A 20,061-nucleotide genomic window follows, 5' to 3' on the forward strand; every position below is an offset into this window, starting at 1 on the left:
GTTAGACGAGAGCCGTCACCCGGCAAAGACCCGCTTGGGCTTGAACATGCCTTGCTCGATGGCACCGATGGCGACCAGCTTGCCGCGCGCCGTGGCGCAGGCTTCCTCGGCTTCCACCGGTGCATCGCGGCCGCGGATGATGACTGGGTTGCCAAGGCGGATCTTGGTCGCCGCATCGTCGCTGATGGCGATCTGCGGCAGGCAATCGAGGGCAGCCGATGTGTCGACCAGGAGCGCATCGATGGCATCGAAGTCGATTGGCACTTCCACCTTGTCGGCAGCCTCTGCCGTGTCGGCGGCTACCGTAGCGTCGGCGATATCAGTCGCGTCCGCGTTTCCCTCCACCACGCCGAAACGGGCAGCTTCCAACTCGGCGATGGTAACGAAGTCCTCCGAGGTGAACGGTTCGACCTCGACCCGGCGCAATTCGCTGATATGGCCGAAACAGCCCATGTCGCGGCCCATGTCGCGGGCCAGCGAACGCACATAGGTGCCCTTGCCGCACTCGACCTCGAAAACAGTATGGTCGGCGCCATGCTCGACAACGTCCAGACGGCCGATCTCGATCTCTCGCGCGGGTATGTCGACCGTCGCACCGTCGCGGGCCAGATCATAGGCGCGCTCGCCGGCGATCTTGATGGCCGAGAATTGCGGCGGCGTCTGCATGATGACGCCGGTGTATTTCGGCAGCAGGGCGAGCACCTCGGCTTCCGACGGACGCAGATCGGACTCCTTCGACACCGGACCTTCGAGGTCATCGGTGGAGCGCTCCTGCCCCCATGCGACGGTGAAGCGATAGATCTTGGCGCCGTCCTGCACGTAGGGAACGGTCTTGGTGGCCTCGCCAAGCGCGATCGGCAGCATGCCGGACGCCAGCGGATCGAGCGTGCCGGCATGGCCGGCTTTTTCCGCCTGGAACAGCCATTTGATCTTGGAGACGGCTTCGGTCGAGCCCATGCCGACCGGCTTGTCCAGGATCAGCCAGCCCGAGATCGGCCGGCCCTTCTTCTTGCCGCGGCGCGCCACTATTCGGTGTCCTTGTTGTCGTCTTTGTCCTGGTCCGCGTTTTGCTGGTCCTCAGGACCCAGATCGCGCGCCACTTCCGGCGATTTCAAGAGGTCGTTGATCCTGGCGAAATTGTCGAAGGAGGTGTCGAGCTTGAAGCGAAACTCCGGCATGAATTTCATCTGCCGCAGCGCGCCGGAGACACGGCCACGGATGAATTTCGCATGCTTGTTCAGCGCCTCGACCACCGCATCGGTATCCTTGGCGCCGAGTGGCGAAACGAAAGCGGTAGCGACCTTCAAATCGGGCGACATGCGCACTTCCGAGACCGACACCACGGTGTTCTCGATCAGCGGATCGATGATCTCGCCGCGCTGCAGGGTTTCGGACAGCGCATGGCGCACCTGTTCGGCGACGCGCAGCATGCGCTGGGATGGGCTGGATGTGGTTGGACGGGGCATTTTTCTCTATCCTGAAGCGTGAGGCGCGGGATGGGACCGTGCCGCATGTCTCATATGGGTCGTTCTCAATAGACCTCGGGCGGCGGCCTTTCGGCCACCGCCCGGTATGGACAAGTCACTCGAACTCAGAGTGTCCGGGTCACCATCTCGACGCGGAAGCACTCGATGACGTCGCCGACGCGCATGTCTTCGTAATTCTGGAAGGCCATGCCGCACTCCTGGCCGCCGGGGACTTCCGAAACTTCGTCCTTGAAGCGCTTCAGGGTCTTCAGCGTCCCTTCGTGGATGACGACGTTGTCACGGATCAGGCGCACACCCGCGCCACGCTCGACCTTGCCTTCGGTGACACGGCAGCCGGCGATCTTGCCGACCTTGGTGATGTCGAAGATCTCGAGGATCTGCGCGTTGCCGATGAAGGTCTCGCGACGCTCCGGCGACAGCAGGCCCGACAGAGCCGCCTTCACGTCATCCACGAGGTTGTAGATGATCGAGTAGTAGCGGATCTCGATGCCAGCCGCCGCTGCGGCGGCACGCGCCTGGACGTTGGCGCGGACGTTGAAGCCGATGATCGCGGCACCCGAAGTCTCCGCCAGCGACACGTCGCTTTCGGTGATGGCGCCGGCGCCGGCATGGACGATGCGCGCACGCACTTCGTCGGTGCCGAGTTTGTCGAGTGCGGCGTTGATCGCCTCGATCGAGCCCTGCACGTCGCCCTTGATGACCAGCGGGAATTCCTTCAGCCCGCTTGTCTGCAATTGCGACATCATCTGCTCAAGCGAACCGCGCTGGCCGGCATGCTTGGCAACCGCCTTCTCGCGCGCCAGCCGCTGGCGGTATTCGGTGATCTCGCGGGCACGGGCCTCGTTGTTGACCACGGCGAAGCGATCGCCGGCCTGCGGTGTGCCCTGCAAGCCAAGCACTTCCACCGGCATCGCCGGCGGCGCTTCCTTGATCTGCACGCCACGATCGTTGACCAGCGCACGCACCCGGCCCCATTCGTTGCCGGCAACAAGGATGTCGCCCGGCATCAGCGTGCCGGTCTGCACCAGCACGGTCGCGACGGGGCCACGGCCCTTGTCGAGCTGGGCTTCGATGACGACACCCTCGGCGGTACGATCCGGATTGGCCTTCAGGTCGAGAATTTCGGCCTGCAGCAGGATCGCCTCGAGCAGCTTGTCGAGATTGGTGCCCTTGGTCGCCGACACTTCGACGTCCAGAACTTCACCGCCCATGGATTCGACGAAAACCTCGTGGCGCAGCAGTTCGGAGCGCACTTTCTGCGGATCGGCATCATGCTTGTCGATCTTGTTGATCGCCACGATGATCGGAACGCCGGCCGCCTTGGCATGGCTGATCGATTCGATCGTCTGCGGCATGACGCTGTCGTCGGCGGCAACCACCAGGATGGCAATGTCGGTCGCCTGGGCGCCACGAGCACGCATCGCCGTGAAGGCGGCGTGGCCGGGCGTGTCGATGAAGGTGATCTTGTGACCGTTCTTCTCGACCTGGTAGGCGCCGATATGCTGGGTGATGCCGCCGGCTTCGCCGGAGACGACATTGGCGTTGCGGATCGCGTCGAGCAGCGAGGTCTTGCCATGATCGACGTGACCCATGATCGTCACGACCGGCGGACGCGAAACCAGGTCCTCGGCATTGTCGGCGATGTTGAACAGGCCTTCCTCGATGTCGGACTCGGCGACGCGGCGGACCGTGTGGCCGAATTCGGTAGCAACCAGCTCGGCCGTGTCGGCATCGATGACGTCGCCCGGCTTCAGGATCTGGCCCTGCTTCATGAAGAACTTGACCAGGTCGACCGCGCGCTCGGACATGCGTTGCGCCAGTTCCTGGATCGTAATGGTCTCTGGCAGGATCACTTCGCGCATGACTTTCTCGCGCGGCTCATTGTGCATCGCGCGCTTGAATTTTTCCTGGCGGCGACGCATCGACGACAGCGAACGGGCTCGCGCGTCTTCGTCGGACAATGCTGAATTCAGCGTCAGCTTGCCGCGGCGGCGGTCTTCCTCGGCCTTGGTCGGCTTGGCCGGACGCGCCACTTCGGGCGTGACCGGACGGCGCACCGGTGCGCCGGCGCCAACCCGCTTCGGCTTGGCCACTTCCTCGTCATCGACTGTTGCCAGTTCGGCAGCCAATGGCGCGCGGCGACGCGCCTCTTCCTCAGCCCGACGGCGGGATTCGGCCTCGGTCTGCAACCGCGCCTCTTCCTCGGCCTGGCGGCGTGCGGATTCATCGCGTTCGCGCTTGCGGCGCTCTTCGTCCTCGGCGCGACGCTTGGCATCCTCGGCGGCGCGCTGGCGGTCCTCGACCTCGCGAACCTTCGAGCCCTCGAGCGCCCTGCGGCGTGCTTCCATTTCACTGCGCGACAGTTCGTTCAGCACCATGCCGCTGCGCTCGACCGGGGCCGGTGGCGGCGGGGGTGGCGGCGCCTTCGGTGCTTCCGGCACGACGGGTGCGGCCACGACCGCCGGCTTCGGTGTGAAGACGGGGGCGGCAACAGGCTCCGGCTTGTCGCCGGGCATCGAGAACTTGCGCTTCTTGGTTTCGACGACGACCTGCTTGGTGCGGCCGTGCGAGAAGTTCTGGCGCACAGTGCCCTGCTCCATACCGGGGCGCTTCAGCGTCAAGGTCTTCTTCGGCGTCACACTCAGCGTATTGTCGTCACCCGATTTCGTATCGCTCATTCCATATCCTCTGCGGCATCATCTTCGTCAGCAACAGCCGCAAGCATTGCCAGATCGTCCGGGGAACCGCCCCGATACCGGTCGAGCGCAACCATGCGCTTCTGGACCGCCCTGCCCGCGTCTCCCGCGAGAACGGCAGCATGTATCACATTTGTACCCCCCAATGCCAAGCTCAACTCGACCTCGGAGAAAAGTTTGTAGGCAAGGATGGCGGGCCCGCCGAGATGGACTGTCGCCCGTCGCGCCTGGCTGATCTTGCGCACGCCGTCATCGGACGCCTCGGTCGCGTGGAGCACGAAAAGCGCCAATCCGCCGCGAACAGCACTTTCGACCTTGGTAGCACCAAGCGAAATTGCGCCTGCCTTACGGGCAAGACCAAGCATGCCCAGAGCGTGCCTGGAAAGCAGCCCGTCGATCATGCCGCCAAGATCGGGCGGCACGACCACCTGTGCCTTGAAGGCGCGGGCAAAGAGGTTCTTCGCCGCAGCCTTGTCGATATGTAGGCGGTCGGCGCTCACCCAGCAACCGCGGCCGGGCAGATTTCTCTTGATGTCGGGAACGACGGCCGAATCCGGGCCGACGACGAACCGGATCAGATCATCCGGTTCGGCTTGTTTGCGCGTAACGATGCAGGTGCGATCGTTCATCTCGTCCAGGGGCGGGTTCGGTGCGATGCGGTTTCACCTCACGCACCAACGGCTTCGTCAGCCGAGACTTCTTCGGCTGCAAGCTCGTCTTCGGTGATCCAGCCGGCCTTGAGGCGGGCGGCCAGAACCATCTGTTCGGCGTCCGCGCGGGTCACGCCATGATTGGCCAGCACGCCCGGATAGACCTTTGTCTCGCCGTCCTTGCGTTCCTTCCAGCCGGTCAGGTCGTCGGCGGCATAGCCGGCGAAATCCTCGATCGTCTTCACGCCGTCCTCGCCAAGCGTCACCATCATGGCGGTGGTGACGCCGGGGATTTCGCGCAACTCGTCCGAAACACCGAGCGCCTTGCGCTTGTCATCGTGCTCGGCCTCGATCTTCTCCAGATATTCGCGGGCGCGGGTCTGGATTTCCGAAGCGGTGTCCTCGTCGAAACCGTCGATCGAGGCGATCTCGCCGGAATCGACATACGCGACTTCCTCGACGCTGGTGAAGCCTTCGGAGGCCAGCACCTGGCCGACCATCTCGTCGACGTCGAGGGCTTCCATGAACAGCGACGAACGCTCGACGAATTCCTTCTGGCGACGCTCGGATTCTTCGGCCTCGGTGAGGATGTCGATATCCCAACCGGTCAGCTGCGAAGCCAGACGCACGTTCTGGCCGCGGCGGCCGATGGCCAGCGACAGCTGGTCGTCGGGAACCACGACTTCGATGCGCTCGGCATCCTCGTCGAGCACGACCTTGGCGACTTCCGCCGGCTGCAGCGCGTTGACGATGAAGGACGCCGCAGAAGGCGACCACGGAATGATGTCGATCTTCTCGCCCTGCAATTCGCCGACGACGGCCTGGACGCGGCTGCCGCGCATGCCGACGCAGGCGCCGACCGGATCGATCGAGCTGTCGCGCGAAATAACGGCGATTTTGGCGCGCGAACCCGGGTCGCGGGCGACCGATTTGATCTCGATGATGCCGTCATAGATTTCCGGCACTTCCATGGTGAACAGCTTGGCCATGAACTGCGGATGGGTACGCGACAGGAAGATCTGCGGGCCGCGCTGCTCGCGGCGCACATCGTAGACATAGGCGCGGACGCGGTCGCCATATTTGTAGTTTTCACGCGGGATCAGCTCATCGCGACGGATGATCGCTTCGCCGCGGCCGAGATCGACGATGACGTTGCCGTATTCGACGCGCTTGACGGTACCGTTGACGATCTCGCCGATGCGGTCCTTGTACTCGTCATACTGGCGGTCGCGTTCGGCCTCGCGGACCTTCTGCACGATGACCTGCTTGGCCGACTGGGCAGCGATGCGGCCGAAATCCATGGGCGGCAGCTGTTCGGCGATGAAGTCGCCGAGCTGGGCGTCGGGATTGCGCTCGCGAGCCGAGGAAATGGCGATCTGCGTGGCGTAGTCATCGACCTTCTCGACCACTTCCATCAGCCGCTGCAGCTTCATCTCACCGGTGTTCGGGTTGATGTCGGCGCGGATGTTGGTCTCCTGACCGTAACGCGAGCGCGCCGCCTTCTGGATCGCATCGGCCATGGCGGCGATGACGATCGACTTGTCGATCGACTTTTCACGCGCGACCGCGTCGGCGATCTGCAGCAATTCAAGTCTGTTGGCGCTTACAACCATCGTTTTTCTCCGGAGCTTGTTTGCCGGGCCTTTGCGCCCGGCAGCTCAATCATAGTTCCTGTTCGTGGTCTTCCGTGGCGTCCGCTTCCGCACCCGACTCGTCATCGTCCGGTTCGCCGCGGCGCTTCTTGGCTTCCTTGCGCGCCCTGTTGTCCTTCGACAGGGCATCGCGGATGAGATCGTCGGTCAGGATCAGGCGCACGTCGGCAATCGCATCGTAGGGGACACGCACCGTCGGCTCCTCGCCATAGGCTGCCTTGTCGCGCTCGATCAGCACATCGTCTTCGCCGGCTTCGGCGATCTTGCCCTTGAAGCGCTTGCGGTCGGCGACGACCATCGATGTTTCCATCTTCACCAGATGACCCGTCCAGGTCGTGAAATCCGATTTACGGACCAGTGGCCGGTCGATGCCGGGCGACGAGACTTCGAGGTGATAGGCCTTTTCGATCGGATCATCGACGTCGAGCGCCGGCGACACAGCGCGGCTGACCTCTTCGCAATCTTCGACGGTCATGGTGCCGTCCTCGCGTTCGGCCATGATCTGCAGCGTCAGCCCGTTCTGGCCCGACAGATGCACCCGCACGAGGCGGAAGCCGATGCCGCGCAGAACCGGCTGGACGATCAGCGCGATGCGCGCATCGATGCCGCTTTCGCGGATGATGCGATCGTCGCCCTCGCTTGCCGTTGCAGTCATTGAAGCCCTGTCGTTCTCTACCAAGTTATCGGCAGGTAATAAAAAAGAGCGGGACCGGGTGGACCCACTCTTCGTCATACCGACCAAGAATTTGAGGCTGATATAGACGATGACGGCCTGTGTTTCAAGCCCGCTGTGCTGGTCGGGCAACGCCGCCATCGAGGCGGCCCGCGCCAGCGTTGCATGGGGCGCATGGCGCCTATGCGGCGACACCCATGGGATCGGCGCTGAAACGCGCCTATTTATGTTGCGCTGCACAAATGTGGCCGTGCGCCATACGTGCGCGAAAGGACATGATCATGAGCAATCGCAAGATATTTTCTGCAATAGGCGACTTCTTCACCGTATTCGGCAGCGCCGTGGCCGCTTCACGGGCCGTGGAAGCCGGTCGCAGGCCGCGCGCCGACGACCTGCGCAATCTCGGCGTCGAGCCTGCCGCCTTCGATCGCATCGGCCGCCGCTTCTAGCTTTGACGCAATTCCGGACGGAAAACCGTTTCACACTTTTCCTGGAATTTCTCTATGACCGCGAGCTTATTTCCGAATGAAGGTCAGATAGGCCGGCCGCCGGCCCTCACGAATGGCCTTGGCCTCGTAACGGGTGCCCGGCCAACCTTCATAGGAAAGGTGCCAGTCCGCCGCCTCGCAAGCCTGCCATGCGAACGCGCCATGCGCGCGGCAATGCAGCAGGGTCCAGTTGACATAGGTGTCGATGTCGGACGCGAAGCGGAATTTTGAACCAGGCTTCAGCACATGCGCGAACCGCTCGAGATTGACCGGGCTGACGAAGCGCCGCTTCCAGTGTTTCTTCTTCGGCCAAGGGTCGGGATAGAGCAGATCGATGCCGTCGAGCGAGGCTTGCGGCAGCCAGTCGAGCAGCCTTGTGGCGTCGTCGTCATAGACCCGCAGATTGGCGAGTGGTTTCTCGCGCACCGCCATCATCATCTTGGCCATGCCGTTGACGAAGGGCTCGACGCCGATAAAGCCGATCGAAGGCGCCTCGATCGCACGATGCAGGAGATGCTCGCCACCGCCGAAGCCAATCTCAAGGCGAACCGCGCTGACATCCGTCTCAAACAGACTGCTGAGATCGGTCGGCGGTTCAGCCGTCAGATCGAGCCGATATGTGCCAAAGCCGCTTTCCAATGCGGCCGCCTGCTGCGGACGCATGGTTTTGCCGCGCCGGCGACCGAAAAAGGCTTCGGTCGCGCGGCTTGGTCTGCCCTTCGGATCCATGGTGGGACTTTGCGGCGCCGCTGTCAGGCGGCGACCGCGTCCTTGAGCGCCTTGGCGAGATCGGTCTTTTCCCAGGAGAAAGACCCATCACGGCCGGCCTTGCGGCCGAAATGGCCGTAGGACGACGTCTTGGCGTAGATCGGTTTGTTGAGATCGAGGTGACGGCGGATACCCGACGGCGACAGATCCATCACCGTGCGCAGCGCGTCCTCGAGCTTTGCCTCGTCGACCTTGCCGGTACCGTGCAAGTCGACATAGACCGACAGCGGCTGAGCAACGCCGATGGCGTAGGAAAGCTGGATGGTGCAGCGGTCGGCGAGTTTCGCCGCCACGACGTTCTTGGCCAGGTAGCGCGCCGCATAGGCCGCCGAACGATCCACCTTGGTGGTGTCCTTGCCGGAGAAGGCACCGCCGCCATGGGGTGCGGCACCGCCATAGGTGTCGACGATGATCTTGCGGCCGGTCAGCCCGGCGTCGCCGTCCGGCCCGCCGATGACGAACTTGCCGGTCGGATTGATGTACCACATGCAGTTGTCGGCGATCTTCAGCTCGCCCAGCGCCTCCCGGATATAGGGTTCGACGACCTTGCGGACCTTCTTCGAATCCCAGCTCGCATCGAGATGCTGCGTGGACAGCACGATCTGCGTCGCCTCGGCGGCCTTGCCGTCGACATAGCGAACGGTGACCTGGCTCTTGGCATCCGGTCCGAGCCTGCCGGCTTCACCGCTGCCCTCGTGGCGGGCGGCCGCCAGCAATTCGAGTATCTTGTGGCTGTAGTAGATCGGCGCCGGCATCAGATCCGGCGTCTCGCGGCAGGCGTAGCCGAACATGATGCCCTGGTCGCCGGCACCCTCTTCGCCCTGACGGTCGGAGGCATTGTCGACGCCCTGGCCGATGTCAGGCGACTGGCCGTGCAGCAGAACCTCGATCTTCGCGGTTTTCCAGTGAAAGCCGGCCTGCTCGTAGCCGATTTCGCGGATCGCCTTGCGGGCGACCGACTTGAACTTGGCCGGATTGACGACCGAATGCCCAGCGGCATCCTTGAGAATATTGCCCGCCTTGTCCCTCTTGAGCAGCGTGTCGGGAACACGCACTTCGCCGGCGATGACGACACGGTTGGTGGTGGCCAGCGTCTCGCAGGCGACACGGACTTTCCACGGGTCCATGCCGGTCTTCTTGGCTTCGCGATACACCAGATCGACGATCTCGTCGGAAATCCGGTCACAGACTTTGTCGGGATGGCCCTCGGCAACGGATTCCGAGGTAAAGAAGTAGTTCTGCCGCGTCACGGGTGTCCCCTCTTGAAAAACGATCGGCAGGCTGCCGATTTTGGCGCGCCACGTGTTAGCGGGGCGAAGCGCCGCTCGTCAAGCGGTGCTTCGGCTCTGGCATGAATGTCGATGCAGTTATCTTGTGCCACCGGCGGCAAGACGCCGCCGGTGCTGGCGTGATTGAGGATCAGTCGGGATCGTCGGCGGAGAGGGACTTGACCAGGTCTATAATCCTGCGGCGCACCTTGGCATCAGCGATCTTGACAAAGGCCCGGTTGAGCTGAAGGCCTTCAGGGCTGCCGCAGAATTCGACAGCGAAAGCCATCGACGCGTCCTCGGCAAATCCACGGCCCGCCACGGGCTCCTGGCCGGGCGCATCCTCGAAAAAGAAGGCGACCGGCACGCCGAGTATGGACGCTATCGCCTGCAATCGGCTGGCGCCGACGCGGTTGGTGCCTTTTTCATATTTCTGAATCTGTTGAAATGTGATGCCGAGGTTTTCTCCCAGCTTTTCCTGGCTCATTCCCAGCATGTTGCGGCGAAGCCGGATGCGACTGCCAACATGGATGTCGATCGGATTCGGTTTCTTCTTGTTGTCTTCTGTCATTTTTTCCTCGCCGAATTTTTTCGGCTTTCTCTATTTTTTCTTGCCCAAACAAAGCCGGAGGCAACTGCCCCAACAGAACGATCCACCGGCTTCGAGAAATTTTCAGGCACTTACAGTATGAGTTTCTAATGTGTTGGCTGTCAATTCACCCGTAGCCTTTGCCTTACGTTCAACAGCGCTGCCCCAACGGCAAACAGCAACATGATCAGCATTCCGTTAATGCGCCGTTGGCCGGGAGATATGAGCGCCTGTCCGGAAATCGGTATGTGGGCATCGATGGCGCCGCGTGCGTCGATCGCAAGCGCATCGACGATGCGCCCGCGCGGATCGACGACGGCCGAGATGCCGTTGTTGGCAGCACGTACCAATGGCAATCCATTTTCCACCGCGCGGATCTGGGCCTGCCTGAAATGCTGATACGGACCCGGCGTGTCGCCGAACCACGCATCGTTGGTAACGTTCACAATAAGCTGCGCTGACGCAGCGTCAACTGCCACAAGATCGGGAAAGATCACCTCATAACAGATAAATGGCAGCGCACGGATGCCATCGGGCAGCGTGATGGCGTGCCGCTCATTGCCGGCCGCGAAACTCATCGGCCCGGCAACCAGTTGCTCGATGCCGAAACGCTGGAGCAGATCGGCGAAAGGCAGGTATTCGCCGAACGGCACCAGGTGAACCTTGTCGACTGCGTCGGAGATTTCACCCTTGTCGTCGATCGCCACCACGGAGTTGTAGTAACGGCTGTCGGCATTCGCGGCCGAACCGCCTTCCTCGCGAACGACGCCGGCAATCAGCATCTGGCCGGATCCGAGCATGTCTCCCAGCGCCGTCAATGCGTCCGGACGCTCGGTGAAGAGGAAAGGCACCGAGGTTTCGGGCCACAGGATCAGCTGCGGCTTTTGATGGCCTGGGTCCGGCGCCTTGGCCGAGAGCCCCATCAGGACCGCGAAGATGCGGTCGCGCACCGAGGCATCCCATTTTTCCGACAGGTCCACGGCCGGCTGAACGATGCGGACATCCAGGCTGCGTGAAGCTGGCGGTTCGGGAGCGCCAAGCCTGACATAGCCGAAGCCGACATGGGCGGCGGCGAGCATGACAAACAGTGCCGCGCCGAGGCGCAGGTGCCGACGTGCCGCCAGCAGTGCCGGCAGTGCGAAGACGAACACGGCGAGCGCGTTCATGCCGATCATGCCCGTCACCGAGACGCTCTGCATCAGCAGCGGCACGGGCATGGCCGCGTAGCCGACGGCATTCCAGGGAAAACCGGTGAACAGGAAATCGCGCAGCCATTCCGCCAACCCGAAGCCGAAGGCAAGGGCGGCGATGCGGCCAATGTCGTTGCTCCACAGCAGCCGGGCTACGATTGCAGCAAAGCCGTAGAAAAAGGCGAGCATGAAAGGAATGCCGACCACCGCGAAGGGGAGCGCCCAGGCAAAACTGTCGGCCTCGACCAGCAGCGCCGAGCCGATCCACCAGAGGCCGGCGAGGAAATAGCCGAAACCGAACCACCAACCGACGGCAAAAGCCGGCCGCAGACGCCGGAACAGGCTGCCGGAAGCTTCGCCGGTGGCGCCGTCGAGCAGCCAGACCAGCAGCGGAAACGAGACGAAACAGGCGGCGAAGAAATCGTAAGGCGCCTGCCCAAGCACGGCAAAAGCGCCCGCGAGAAACGCCACGAGCGCACGCCGCCAACCCCAAAGCAGAATTATCCGGCCGGTGAGGCGCTCCATGCATACTTCCGAGTCGCGAATCAGGACACAAGATTTAACAGGCTGCGCTCCGCGCTCCAAACGGGCGGATGGCTGGCTGAGATGCACAGCTCCGGCCCTGCCCTACCGGTGCCAACCCTCGATTTGAACGCCGCCCAGCCGCTCGGCCTCCTCGCGCGGAACCGAACGGATGGTCTGCGTGAAGGTCCAGACATGGCCCTCGGGGTCGCGGGCACGATACTGGCGCTCGCCGTAGAACTGATCCGCCGGCTCCTGGATTATCTCAGCGTCGGTCGCCCGCGCCTGCTCGCAATGCGCATCCAGGCCGCCCTTCAGCCTGACATAGATCGACTGCGTGTTCCTGCCCGAGACCGAAGCCGGGCTGGCAACATAATCGCTCCATTCGGAATCGACGATGATGTAGCTGTCGCCGAATCGCATCTCTGCATGGACGAGTTTTCTCTCGGCATCGCTGACTACCATGCTGCGCTCGAAGCCAAATGCTGCTTCAAGCCAGTCCAGCTGCTGCTTCAAGCCAGTCCAGCGCGGCACGAGGGTCCTTGTAGAAGACACCGGACCCCAGACTTGGATGCTTGAACGGGTCGTCGACAGTCATCGGGCGAGCGTGAGGCTCACGCCTGTTCGGTGCGCGCGGTGGCGCGCCGGCGGCGCTCACCCTTCTGGCTCTGCACGATGCGCACGCGCTTGACGCGGCGCGGATCAGCATCGAGGACGTGGAATTCGAAGCCGGGTATGGCCTGCACCACCTCGCCGCGGGCCGGAACACGGCCAAGCGTGTTGAAAATCATGCCGCCGATCGTGTCGACATATTCGCCATGTTCACCGGCGGCGAAATCCCCGCCGATCATCTTGGCCACGTCGTCGATCTCGGCCTTGCCGTCGACGATGAACACGCCGTCGCCGCTCTGGGTGATCATCGGCTCGTCGTCGTCATGCTCGTCCTCGATGTCGCCGACCACCATCTCGACGATGTCTTCCAGCGAGGCGAGGCCGTCGGTGCCGCCATATTCGTCGATGACCAGCGCCATCTGGGTGCGCGTCGTCTGCATGCGGCCCATCAGGTCGGAGGCAAGCATCGACGGCGGCACGAACAGCACCGGGCGGATCAGATTGAGGTCGCCAATGGTGCGTGCGAGGTCGACCTGGGCAAGATCGAGAACCGTGGCAGCGGGGGTTTTCCTGGTCGTGCGGCCCTTCTTGACGCGCGCGATCTTGGTGATGTGGGCCAGCACGTCACGGATATGGACCATGCCGCGCGGATCATCGAGCGTCTCGGAATAGACCGGCATGCGGGAATGGCCGGATTGTTCGAAAGTGCCCAGGAGATCGCCGAGCGTCGTCGTGATTTCGACCCCCTGAATGTCGGCGCGCGGTACCATGACGTCCTCGACGCGCACTTCGCGCAGCCGCAGGATGTTGTTGAGCATGGCGCGTTCGCCGGGCGAGAAGGCGCCGGCATCGCTCGTCGTCTCGGCAAGCGCGCCGGCAATTTCCTCACGCAGGCTGGTTCCGTTGCGTTGCCGAAACAAGCCCAGAACGCGGTCGAACAGGGAGGGACCGGCAGGCAACGTCTCGCTGGCAGCGCTGCCAGCAGCAGAGGTACTGCTAGCGCCAGAGGTACTGTTAGCACCAGAGGTACTGTTAGCACCAGAGGTAACGGTACTCGGACTTGATCCCTCTTCCGACGTATCGGAAGCCTTGGTCGCACTGCCGGCGTCGGGGCGGGCGGCAGTTTCTGGTTTGTCGTTCATCGTCGTCCGGTCAATTGATCAGATGTAGTTACGCGTAGGGGTCGGGAATGGCAAGCCTTGCAAGCGCCGTGCGTTCGACGGCTTCCATCGCCTCGGCTTCAGTGTCGGTCTCGTGATCGTAACCCAGCAAATGCAGCAGGCCGTGGATGACGAGATGGGTGATATGGTTCTCGACAGGCTTGTCTTCCAGTGCCGCTTCACGCGCGACCGTCTCGGCGGCGAGCACGATGTCGCCCAGCATCGGCGGCAACGGTCCGCCTTGCACAAACGGAAAAGCCGGGAAAGACAAGACATTGGTCGGCTTGTCCTTGCCGCGCCAGCCGGCGTTGAGAACCCGGACATGGGCGTCGTCGGTAAAAACGAGGCTGAGTTCGGAACGGCCCGCCACGCCGGTTTCGGCAAAAGCCGCCTTGACGGCGCGATCGACCAGCCGCGTCAGGCTTGCCTCGTCGGGCCAGTTGCCCGCCTCAACCGATATGTCGATGTCGACGGGAACATTCCCGTCGCCGGATGTTATGTCCTCAGGCATGAAGCCGCATCGTCAACATCAATTCTCGGCGCCGAGGCCGCGCGCCAGCTTGGCGTCCCGGTCGTAGGCCCTGACGATTTCCGCCACCAGCGGATGGCGGACCACATCGCCGTCGTTGAAGCGCACGGTGACCGCGCCCGCCACGCCGTCCAGCACCCGCAAGGCTTCGACCAGTCCCGATTTGGTGTTCGAGGGAAGGTCGATCTGGGTCGGATCGCCGGTGACGATCATGCGCGAATTTTCGCCCAGACGCGTCAGGAACATCTTCATCTGCATCGGCGTGGTGTTCTGCGCCTCGTCGAGGATGACGGCGGCATGCGCCAGCGTGCGGCCGCGCATGAAGGCGAGCGGCGCGATCTCGATCACTTCGGCGGCAATGGCGCGCTCGACTTTGTCGGCGGGCATCATGTCGTAGAGCGCGTCATAGAGCGGCCGCAGATAGGGATCGACCTTCTCCTTCATGTCGCCGGGCAGGAAGCCCAGCCGTTCGCCGGCCTCGACCGCAGGCCGAGAGAGAATGATGCGCTCGACCATGCCGCGCTCGAGCAGCATCGCCGCATGGGCCACCGCCAGATAGGTCTTGCCGGTGCCGGCCGGGCCGATGCCGAACACCAGTTCCGACCGTTCCAGCGCCCGCATATAGGCGTCCTGGTTGAGTGAACGGGCATAGATCGTCTTCTTGCGGGTGGCGATCTGGGCGGCGGAAACCTTGCCCTTGCGCTCCAGCGTCGGCAGGGTCAGCTGATCGTCGGCGGCGATCGCCATGCGCACGGCGCCGTCGACGTCGGACTGGCCGATATCGACGCCTTTCTGGAGAATGCCGTAGAGGTTGTCCAGGGCGCGGCGCGCCTGCTCGGCGGCCGACGCCGAACCCTTGATGGTCAGCTGGTTGCCGCGTGAGCGGATGTCGACGCCAAGCTTCTGCTCCAGCCTGGCGAGGTTTTCGTCGAACTGACCATAAAGGGCGCTGGCAAGCTTGTTGTTGTCGAAAGTCAGAACGATGTGCGCCATGTCAGAAGCCCCAGATGCCGGTACCGGGGGCAGGTTCTTCAGCTCTGCTGCGCTCAACCGTCTCTCCTCATCTGCCGAGACCCTCAGGCCAATTCGGCGAACAGGCTGTTGTAGCCCGTCTTCGTGATTCGCACCTGGATAATGTCACCGATTTCGCCGGCCTTTTCATCAACAATAACCGGCTGCAGCCAAGGCGAGCGGCCAACCTTCTGGCCGGCCTGACGGCCGGGCTTCTCGATCAGCGTGTCGATGGTGGTTCCGACGAGGCTCAAACCAAAATCCTGCTGCTGCTTCACAAGCAGAGCCTGTAGTCTCTGCAAGCGCTCGTCCTTGACCATTTCCGGCACATGGTCGGCCATTTCGGCGCCCGGCGTGCCCGGACGCGGCGAATATTTGAACGAAAAGGCCGAGGCGTAATTGACCTGGCGCACCAGCTCCATGGTCGCCTCGAAATCCGCCTCGGTCTCGCCGGGAAAGCCGACGATGAAGTCGCCGGAGAGCGCGATGTCAGGCCGCGCGGTACGGATGCGGTCGAGCAGCGCCAGATAATCCCTGGCCGTGTGCCGGCGATTCATCGCCTTGAGGATGCGGTCGGAGCCGGATTGCACCGGCAGATGCAGATAGGGCATCAACGCCGGCAGATCGCGATGGGCCGCTATCAGTTCGTCATCCATGTCGCGCGGGTGGCTGGTGGTGTAGCGCAACCGCGCCAGCCCGGGGATTTCGGCCAGCCTGAACAGCAGGCGGCCAAGGCCCCACTCCTGACCGCTCCCGCCCTGGCCATGCCAGGCATTGACGTTCTGGCCGAGCAGCGTCACTTCGCGCACGCCGGCTTCGGCCAGGCGCTCAGCCTCCGCGACAATCTGCGCCACCGGCCGGGAGACTTCGGAGCCCCTTGTGTAGGGCACAACGCAGAAGGTGCAGAACTTGTCGCAGCCTTCCTGCACGGTGAGGAAGGCGGTGACGCCGCGCTTGATGACCTCGGCGCGCCTGGGCTGCGGCAGGTGCTCGAACTTGTCTTCGATGGCGTAGTCGGTCTCGACGATCTTTTCGCCGCCGCGCACCCGCGCCAGCACGTCCGGGAGCCGGTGATAGGTCTGCGGACCGATGACCAGGTCGACGGCCGACGAACGGCGGATGATCTCGGCGCCTTCAGCCTGCGCCACGCAGCCGGCGACGCCGACCAGCATCTCACGGCCGGCCAGGGCACGCTCGGCTTTCATGGCGCGGATACGGCCGAGCTCGGAATAGACCTTTTCGGCCGCCTTCTCCCTGATATGACAGGTGTTCAGCAGCACCAGGTCGGCCTCGCCAATGGCATCGGTCGCGGAATAGCCGTCGGCAGCCAGCGCATCGGCCATACGCTGTGAATCATAGACATTCATCTGGCAGCCATAGGTCTTGATGAAGACTTTTCTCGCTGCCGCGGGAAGCACCGCCGGCTGTCCAGCCGTAGTGCCGATGTCGTCGCTTTCTATCGTGTTCAAGTCCATAAGGCGGCTTCTAACGCCTTTCCGTGACAAAAAACAGACGATTCTCGGCCCGCGCCAGCAAGAGCGTGCCGGAGCTACCGGCTCGGCCGCGGGTCGGCAAGCGCCGCCTGCATCATCTCACGCACCTGGCTTTCCATCAGTTTCGACGTCTCCTTGCGGTTCGAACCCTTGGAGAAGGCGATTGCCTCGCCGAAATGCACCTCGACGTCGAGCGCGCCCTCAGCGAGCAGAACCTTGAGATGCGGCATCAAATCCTCATCGCCGATCCAGGCGGCAAGCGGGCGATGCCGGCGGCCGAGCGGCACGCCGTGCAGACGCGTATAGGCGATCGCCACCGGCTGGATGAACACCTGTTCCGCCGCGCCTTCGGAAATCGCCATCGAGGCGGCGCCGAACAGCGTGCTCTTGAACGGCAGGACCATATTGCCGTCGCCGGTCGAGCCCTCGGCAAACAGCACCATCGCATCGCCCTTGGCCATGCGGCTGGCAATCTCGCTTGCCTGGTCGCCCGACGAACGCTTGCGCTCGCGCTCGATGAACACGGTGCGCTGCAGCTTCGACAGCATGCCGATCAGCGGCCAGCCTTCCATATCCGCCCTGGCGATGAACTTTACGTCGGCAAAAGAGCCGAGCACCATGATGTCGGTCCAGGAGATGTGATTGGACGCCACCAGCAGCGGGCGCTTGTCGGACAGCGCTCCCTTGACATGGATGCGCATGCCGAGCGCCCTGACGATCAGCCTGTGCCAGACCTTGAGGATGAAGGTTTCCGGCCACCAGCCGGTCTTCATCGACAGTATCTGTAGCGGCACGAGGACCAGCGAACCGGCGACAACGAGGCCCAGCGCCAGGAAAATCCTGATTTTCTTGATCATCGCCCCATCCCGGCCGTCTCGCTAGCGAAGATCGCGGCGCATGACAAGCGCGCCGGTCGGTCCGTGTTCGGCCGATCTGTAGTAATTCGGCCGCTTGCCGACCTCGCGGAAGCCCAGCCGACGATAAAGCGCGATCGCCGCGACATTGGTCTCGTCGACCTCGAGGAACAGCGCTTCGGCGCGCTGCGCGTGCAGTTCGCGCAACACCGCGTCCATCAATTGCCAGCCCAGCCCCTGGCGACGATGCGATCGCGCCACCGCGACGGTCAGGATCTCGCCCTCGCCTGCCGCAAGCCTCGCCAGCACGAAGCCGGCGGGCGGCTTGGAGCCCTGTCCGGTTTCGCGCGCGGCATAGCCGAACACGGTGTCCTGTTCGAGCAGGGCGGCGAATTCGCCATCGGTCCAGGGGCGGACAAAGTCCTCGCGATGCAGCAGCGAGACCGCCGGACTGTCGGCGATCCTCAGCGGCTCGAGCGCGTAGTCCCGGCGGCGTGGTTGGAGAAAAGGTATGCGCATTTATCTTTCTTGCCTTGATAGAATAAAGCCAGCCTGCGGCTTGGCGTCGGCGCCGCGTATATAGAGTGGTTTCGGCCGTTCGCCCGCGCCCTTGGCGGCAGCCAGGCGGGCGTAGGTGACAATGTCGGCGGTGGCTGTCCGAGGGCCGACATCAAATTCGCGCCCGGCCGATGCGCTGATGAGCGCTGCCGCGGTGCCGGCAAGCACCGGAGACGTTTCCTTCGCCATAGCCACCACGTCAGCCAGCGTGGCCGCGGCCGGACCGTAAGTCAAGACTAACCTTTCGTCGTAAAAGGCCGCGTGGATCTCTTCACGGCCGGCATCGAGCGCCGCCAGCACGGCGCGACCGGGAAATGCCGCTGCTGCTTCGACGGCCAGCGCCTCCAGTGTCGTCACCCCTATTGCCGGTATCTTCAGCGCCAGCGCCAGGCCACGCGCGGTCGAGACGCCGACGCGCAGACCGGTGAAAGAACCGGGGCCGACAGAGACGGCGATGGCGCCAAGACCTGCATAGTCGGTTGCGCTTGCCTCCAGCGCTTCGGCGATGACCGCCATCAGTTGCTCGGCATGGCCCTTGCCGAGATCGAGCACCTGACGGCCAAGCTCCTGCTTCGCCGTCGCGTCATAGACGCAAGCGGCGCAGAGATTGGCGGCACAGTCGATGGCAAGCAATTTCATGAGGCAACCGGTTCGAAAAACAATTCCCTGTGCCCGCCACGGCCCGCCACCGCAAGGGGATAGTGCATAATTCGTTAAGCGGCTTCGCTTGTAGCCTATGCGGCCTGTTCGATACGCAGCATGTGGTTGTCCCAGACATAGTCCGGTTCGGAGCGTGTCGCACCGCTGCCCTCGACGATCTCGCCGGCGCCGGTGGTGGCCATGAAGCCGGTTCCATCGGGCGCCACGCCGCAGACCTCGACCAATGCGCTGTTCGCAACGACCCGGCCGCTGGCCGCATCGATCACGACGAGCGAGTTGCCTTCCGGCGAGGAAACGGCGACGGTTCCGGCAGCCCAATTGGCGGCTACCGAGCCTATGTAGTTGCGGAAGCCGGACAAAACGTCCTGCGGCATGTCCAGCAACTGCAGCTCCTTGCCGCGCGCGGCGCGACCGACCAGCAACGGTCGATCGGTGCCCGGCCCCCTGTACTGGCAGCCGAACCAGACGCTTCCGGACCGATCGGTGTCCATGTGGCGGATCGACAGCTGATGCAGTGCGGCCGGCAATTCGTGCTTCTCGATAAGATCGCCGGTGACGCGGTCTATCAGCACATAGGACGGCTTCATGGTTGCAATGTTGAGCTCGGCGCGGCCGTAATCCGGATGGGTCTCGATGCCGCCATTGGCAACCGCGATCGTCCTGCCATCGCCCAGGAGCAGAAGCTCGTGCGGACCCATGCCATAGGTCGGGAATTCGCCGACACGGCTGAATTTGGCCCGCGCATCGTAGACGCCGACGACGCCGGCGGCGTTGTCGAAGTCGTTTTCGGTGGCATAGAGCAGCGCACCGTCGGCCGAGAACACGCCATGGCCGAAGAAATGCCGGCCGGCGATGCTGGCGATGGTCAGCGGCGCGTCACGGCCCGAGTGATCGAAAACCACGGCGAAGGTGCCGGGCTGACGCGCGAAGACCACCGAGCGTTTCGATATGGGATCGAAGGTGACATCGTGGCCGCGATCGGGCAGGTCGATCGCATGCAGGACCTTGCCGGCCTCGGACAGGACGGCAGCGCCAAAGCTGCCGTCGCGTTTGACGAAAGCCGTGGCGAAGACGGCGTCGGCCACAAGCGTGGTTGCCCAGGCCGAGGGCGTCATCGTCGCCATGAAGCCAACGCCTGCAGCTCTCAGGAAATCGCGGCGATCTATCAGAGGGGTTTTCAAGGATCAATCTCTCTTCTTGA

General features: G+C 63.4%; 19 protein-coding genes and 2 pseudogenes. 1 reads left to right on the top strand and 20 read right to left on the bottom strand.

The genetic code is table 11. From position 1 onward, the window contains the following. Positions 1-15: 15 nt before the first annotated feature. From truB (NP503_RS33430) to rimP, 7 genes and pseudogenes are all read right to left on the bottom strand, one after another. A pseudogene (gene truB, locus NP503_RS33430) lies at positions 16-255 on the bottom strand (tRNA pseudouridine(55) synthase TruB); the annotation flags it as partial. A 101-nt stretch (positions 256-356) separates the two neighbouring features. Then, positions 357-1,026, bottom strand: a pseudogene (gene truB, locus NP503_RS33435) (tRNA pseudouridine(55) synthase TruB); the annotation flags it as partial. Beyond that, positions 1,026-1,466, bottom strand: coding sequence for a 30S ribosome-binding factor RbfA (rbfA, locus tag NP503_RS25860; RefSeq protein ID WP_127270705.1), 441 nt, complete (start codon positions 1,464-1,466; stop codon positions 1,026-1,028). The gene rbfA and the pseudogene truB (NP503_RS33435), both read right to left, overlap by 1 nt. Before the next feature lie 125 nt (positions 1,467-1,591). Next, positions 1,592-4,165: a translation initiation factor IF-2 gene (gene infB / locus NP503_RS25865; protein WP_127270707.1), complete on the bottom strand. Its 2,574-nt coding sequence runs from the start codon at positions 4,163-4,165 to the stop codon at positions 1,592-1,594. Then, positions 4,162-4,812 carry an RNA-binding protein gene (locus tag NP503_RS25870; RefSeq protein ID WP_127270709.1) on the bottom strand — a complete coding sequence of 217 codons (651 nt, stop codon included), beginning with the start codon at positions 4,810-4,812 and terminating at the stop codon, positions 4,162-4,164. The genes infB and NP503_RS25870 overlap by 4 nt, the downstream gene beginning before the upstream one ends. A gap of 38 nt (positions 4,813-4,850) precedes the next feature. Continuing rightward, complete coding sequence (gene nusA / locus NP503_RS25875; protein WP_013527896.1) at positions 4,851-6,446, bottom strand: transcription termination factor NusA; 1,596 nt, start codon at positions 6,444-6,446, stop codon at positions 4,851-4,853. Between the two features lie 49 nt (positions 6,447-6,495). Then, positions 6,496-7,140 (bottom strand): ribosome maturation factor RimP, encoded by a 645-nt coding sequence (gene rimP / locus NP503_RS25880; RefSeq protein ID WP_127270712.1) that lies wholly within the window; start codon positions 7,138-7,140, stop codon positions 6,496-6,498. A 299-nt stretch (positions 7,141-7,439) separates the two neighbouring features. Between rimP and NP503_RS25885 the strand changes: the two genes are divergently transcribed. Then, complete coding sequence (locus NP503_RS25885; protein ID WP_013527898.1) at positions 7,440-7,607, top strand: hypothetical protein; 168 nt, start codon at positions 7,440-7,442, stop codon at positions 7,605-7,607. A gap of 66 nt (positions 7,608-7,673) precedes the next feature. On the opposite strand, the gene NP503_RS25890 is transcribed toward NP503_RS25885, so the two are convergent. The 13 genes from NP503_RS25890 to NP503_RS25950 all read right to left on the bottom strand — a co-directional run bounded on the left by NP503_RS25890 (position 7,674) and on the right by NP503_RS25950 (position 20,041). Further along, positions 7,674-8,375 (bottom strand): tRNA (guanosine(46)-N(7))-methyltransferase TrmB, encoded by a 702-nt coding sequence (locus tag NP503_RS25890; protein ID WP_127266943.1) that lies wholly within the window; start codon positions 8,373-8,375, stop codon positions 7,674-7,676. A 23-nt stretch (positions 8,376-8,398) separates the two neighbouring features. Then, complete coding sequence (gene metK, locus NP503_RS25895) at positions 8,399-9,664, bottom strand: methionine adenosyltransferase (protein WP_127266944.1); 1,266 nt, start codon at positions 9,662-9,664, stop codon at positions 8,399-8,401. A 169-nt stretch (positions 9,665-9,833) separates the two neighbouring features. Next, on the bottom strand, positions 9,834-10,253 hold the full coding sequence (locus NP503_RS25900) for a helix-turn-helix domain-containing protein (protein ID WP_013527901.1): 420 nt from the start codon (positions 10,251-10,253) through the stop codon (positions 9,834-9,836). Between the two features lie 140 nt (positions 10,254-10,393). After that, positions 10,394-11,986, bottom strand: a complete 1,593-nt coding sequence (gene lnt, locus NP503_RS25905; protein ID WP_127266945.1) for an apolipoprotein N-acyltransferase — start codon at positions 11,984-11,986, stop codon at positions 10,394-10,396. Between the two features lie 102 nt (positions 11,987-12,088). Further along, positions 12,089-12,517, bottom strand: coding sequence for a VOC family protein (locus NP503_RS25910; protein WP_245456875.1), 429 nt, complete (start codon positions 12,515-12,517; stop codon positions 12,089-12,091). Positions 12,518-12,597: 80 nt separating this feature from the next. Next, positions 12,598-13,737 (bottom strand): hemolysin family protein, encoded by a 1,140-nt coding sequence (locus NP503_RS25915; RefSeq protein ID WP_127266946.1) that lies wholly within the window; start codon positions 13,735-13,737, stop codon positions 12,598-12,600. A gap of 28 nt (positions 13,738-13,765) precedes the next feature. Further along, entirely contained in the window at positions 13,766-14,266 is a 501-nt protein-coding gene (gene ybeY / locus NP503_RS25920; RefSeq protein WP_127266947.1) for an rRNA maturation RNase YbeY, read from the bottom strand. A gap of 18 nt (positions 14,267-14,284) precedes the next feature. Beyond that, complete coding sequence (locus tag NP503_RS25925; protein ID WP_023758127.1) at positions 14,285-15,277, bottom strand: PhoH family protein; 993 nt, start codon at positions 15,275-15,277, stop codon at positions 14,285-14,287. An 83-nt stretch (positions 15,278-15,360) separates the two neighbouring features. Further along, positions 15,361-16,770, bottom strand: a complete 1,410-nt coding sequence (gene miaB / locus NP503_RS25930; RefSeq protein ID WP_127266948.1) for a tRNA (N6-isopentenyl adenosine(37)-C2)-methylthiotransferase MiaB — start codon at positions 16,768-16,770, stop codon at positions 15,361-15,363. 74 nt (positions 16,771-16,844) lie between these two features. Next, positions 16,845-17,645 carry a 1-acyl-sn-glycerol-3-phosphate acyltransferase gene (locus NP503_RS25935; RefSeq protein ID WP_127266949.1) on the bottom strand — a complete coding sequence of 267 codons (801 nt, stop codon included), beginning with the start codon at positions 17,643-17,645 and terminating at the stop codon, positions 16,845-16,847. Positions 17,646-17,666: 21 nt separating this feature from the next. Then, on the bottom strand, positions 17,667-18,161 hold the full coding sequence (gene rimI, locus NP503_RS25940) for a ribosomal protein S18-alanine N-acetyltransferase (RefSeq protein ID WP_127266950.1): 495 nt from the start codon (positions 18,159-18,161) through the stop codon (positions 17,667-17,669). Further along, on the bottom strand, positions 18,162-18,839 hold the full coding sequence (tsaB, locus tag NP503_RS25945; protein WP_127266951.1) for a tRNA (adenosine(37)-N6)-threonylcarbamoyltransferase complex dimerization subunit type 1 TsaB: 678 nt from the start codon (positions 18,837-18,839) through the stop codon (positions 18,162-18,164). Positions 18,840-18,934: 95 nt separating this feature from the next. Further along, the gene (locus NP503_RS25950; RefSeq protein WP_127266952.1) at positions 18,935-20,041 is read right to left on the bottom strand and encodes a DUF1513 domain-containing protein; all 1,107 of its coding nucleotides are present in this window, start codon (positions 20,039-20,041) and stop codon (positions 18,935-18,937) included. Between the last annotated feature and the right edge of the window lie 20 nt (positions 20,042-20,061).

Source organism: Mesorhizobium sp. SEMIA396, from assembly GCF_024518615.1.
Taxonomy (GTDB): Bacteria; Pseudomonadota; Alphaproteobacteria; order Rhizobiales; family Rhizobiaceae; genus Mesorhizobium.

Bases quoted from the DNA above. Each gene is read 5' to 3' on its own strand.
- rbfA (WP_127270705.1), bottom strand. From the start codon at position 1,466: ATGCCCCGTCCAACCACATCCAGCCCATCCCAGCGCATGCTGCGCGTC.
- infB (WP_127270707.1), bottom strand. From the start codon at position 4,165: ATGAGCGATACGAAATCGGGTGACGACAATACGCTGAGTGTGACGCCG.
- NP503_RS25870 (WP_127270709.1), bottom strand. From the start codon at position 4,812: ATGAACGATCGCACCTGCATCGTTACGCGCAAACAAGCCGAACCGGAT.
- nusA (WP_013527896.1), bottom strand. From the start codon at position 6,446: ATGGTTGTAAGCGCCAACAGACTTGAATTGCTGCAGATCGCCGACGCG.
- rimP (WP_127270712.1), bottom strand. From the start codon at position 7,140: ATGACTGCAACGGCAAGCGAGGGCGACGATCGCATCATCCGCGAAAGC.
- NP503_RS25885 (WP_013527898.1), top strand. From the start codon at position 7,440: ATGAGCAATCGCAAGATATTTTCTGCAATAGGCGACTTCTTCACCGTA.
- NP503_RS25890 (WP_127266943.1), bottom strand. From the start codon at position 8,375: ATGGATCCGAAGGGCAGACCAAGCCGCGCGACCGAAGCCTTTTTCGGT.
- NP503_RS25900 (WP_013527901.1), bottom strand. From the start codon at position 10,253: ATGACAGAAGACAACAAGAAGAAACCGAATCCGATCGACATCCATGTT.
- lnt (WP_127266945.1), bottom strand. From the start codon at position 11,986: ATGGAGCGCCTCACCGGCCGGATAATTCTGCTTTGGGGTTGGCGGCGT.
- NP503_RS25915 (WP_127266946.1), bottom strand. From the start codon at position 13,737: ATGAACGACAAACCAGAAACTGCCGCCCGCCCCGACGCCGGCAGTGCG.
- ybeY (WP_127266947.1), bottom strand. From the start codon at position 14,266: ATGCCTGAGGACATAACATCCGGCGACGGGAATGTTCCCGTCGACATC.
- NP503_RS25925 (WP_023758127.1), bottom strand. From the start codon at position 15,277: ATGGCGCACATCGTTCTGACTTTCGACAACAACAAGCTTGCCAGCGCC.
- miaB (WP_127266948.1), bottom strand. From the start codon at position 16,770: ATGGACTTGAACACGATAGAAAGCGACGACATCGGCACTACGGCTGGA.
- NP503_RS25935 (WP_127266949.1), bottom strand. From the start codon at position 17,645: ATGATCAAGAAAATCAGGATTTTCCTGGCGCTGGGCCTCGTTGTCGCC.
- rimI (WP_127266950.1), bottom strand. From the start codon at position 18,161: ATGCGCATACCTTTTCTCCAACCACGCCGCCGGGACTACGCGCTCGAG.
- tsaB (WP_127266951.1), bottom strand. From the start codon at position 18,839: ATGAAATTGCTTGCCATCGACTGTGCCGCCAATCTCTGCGCCGCTTGC.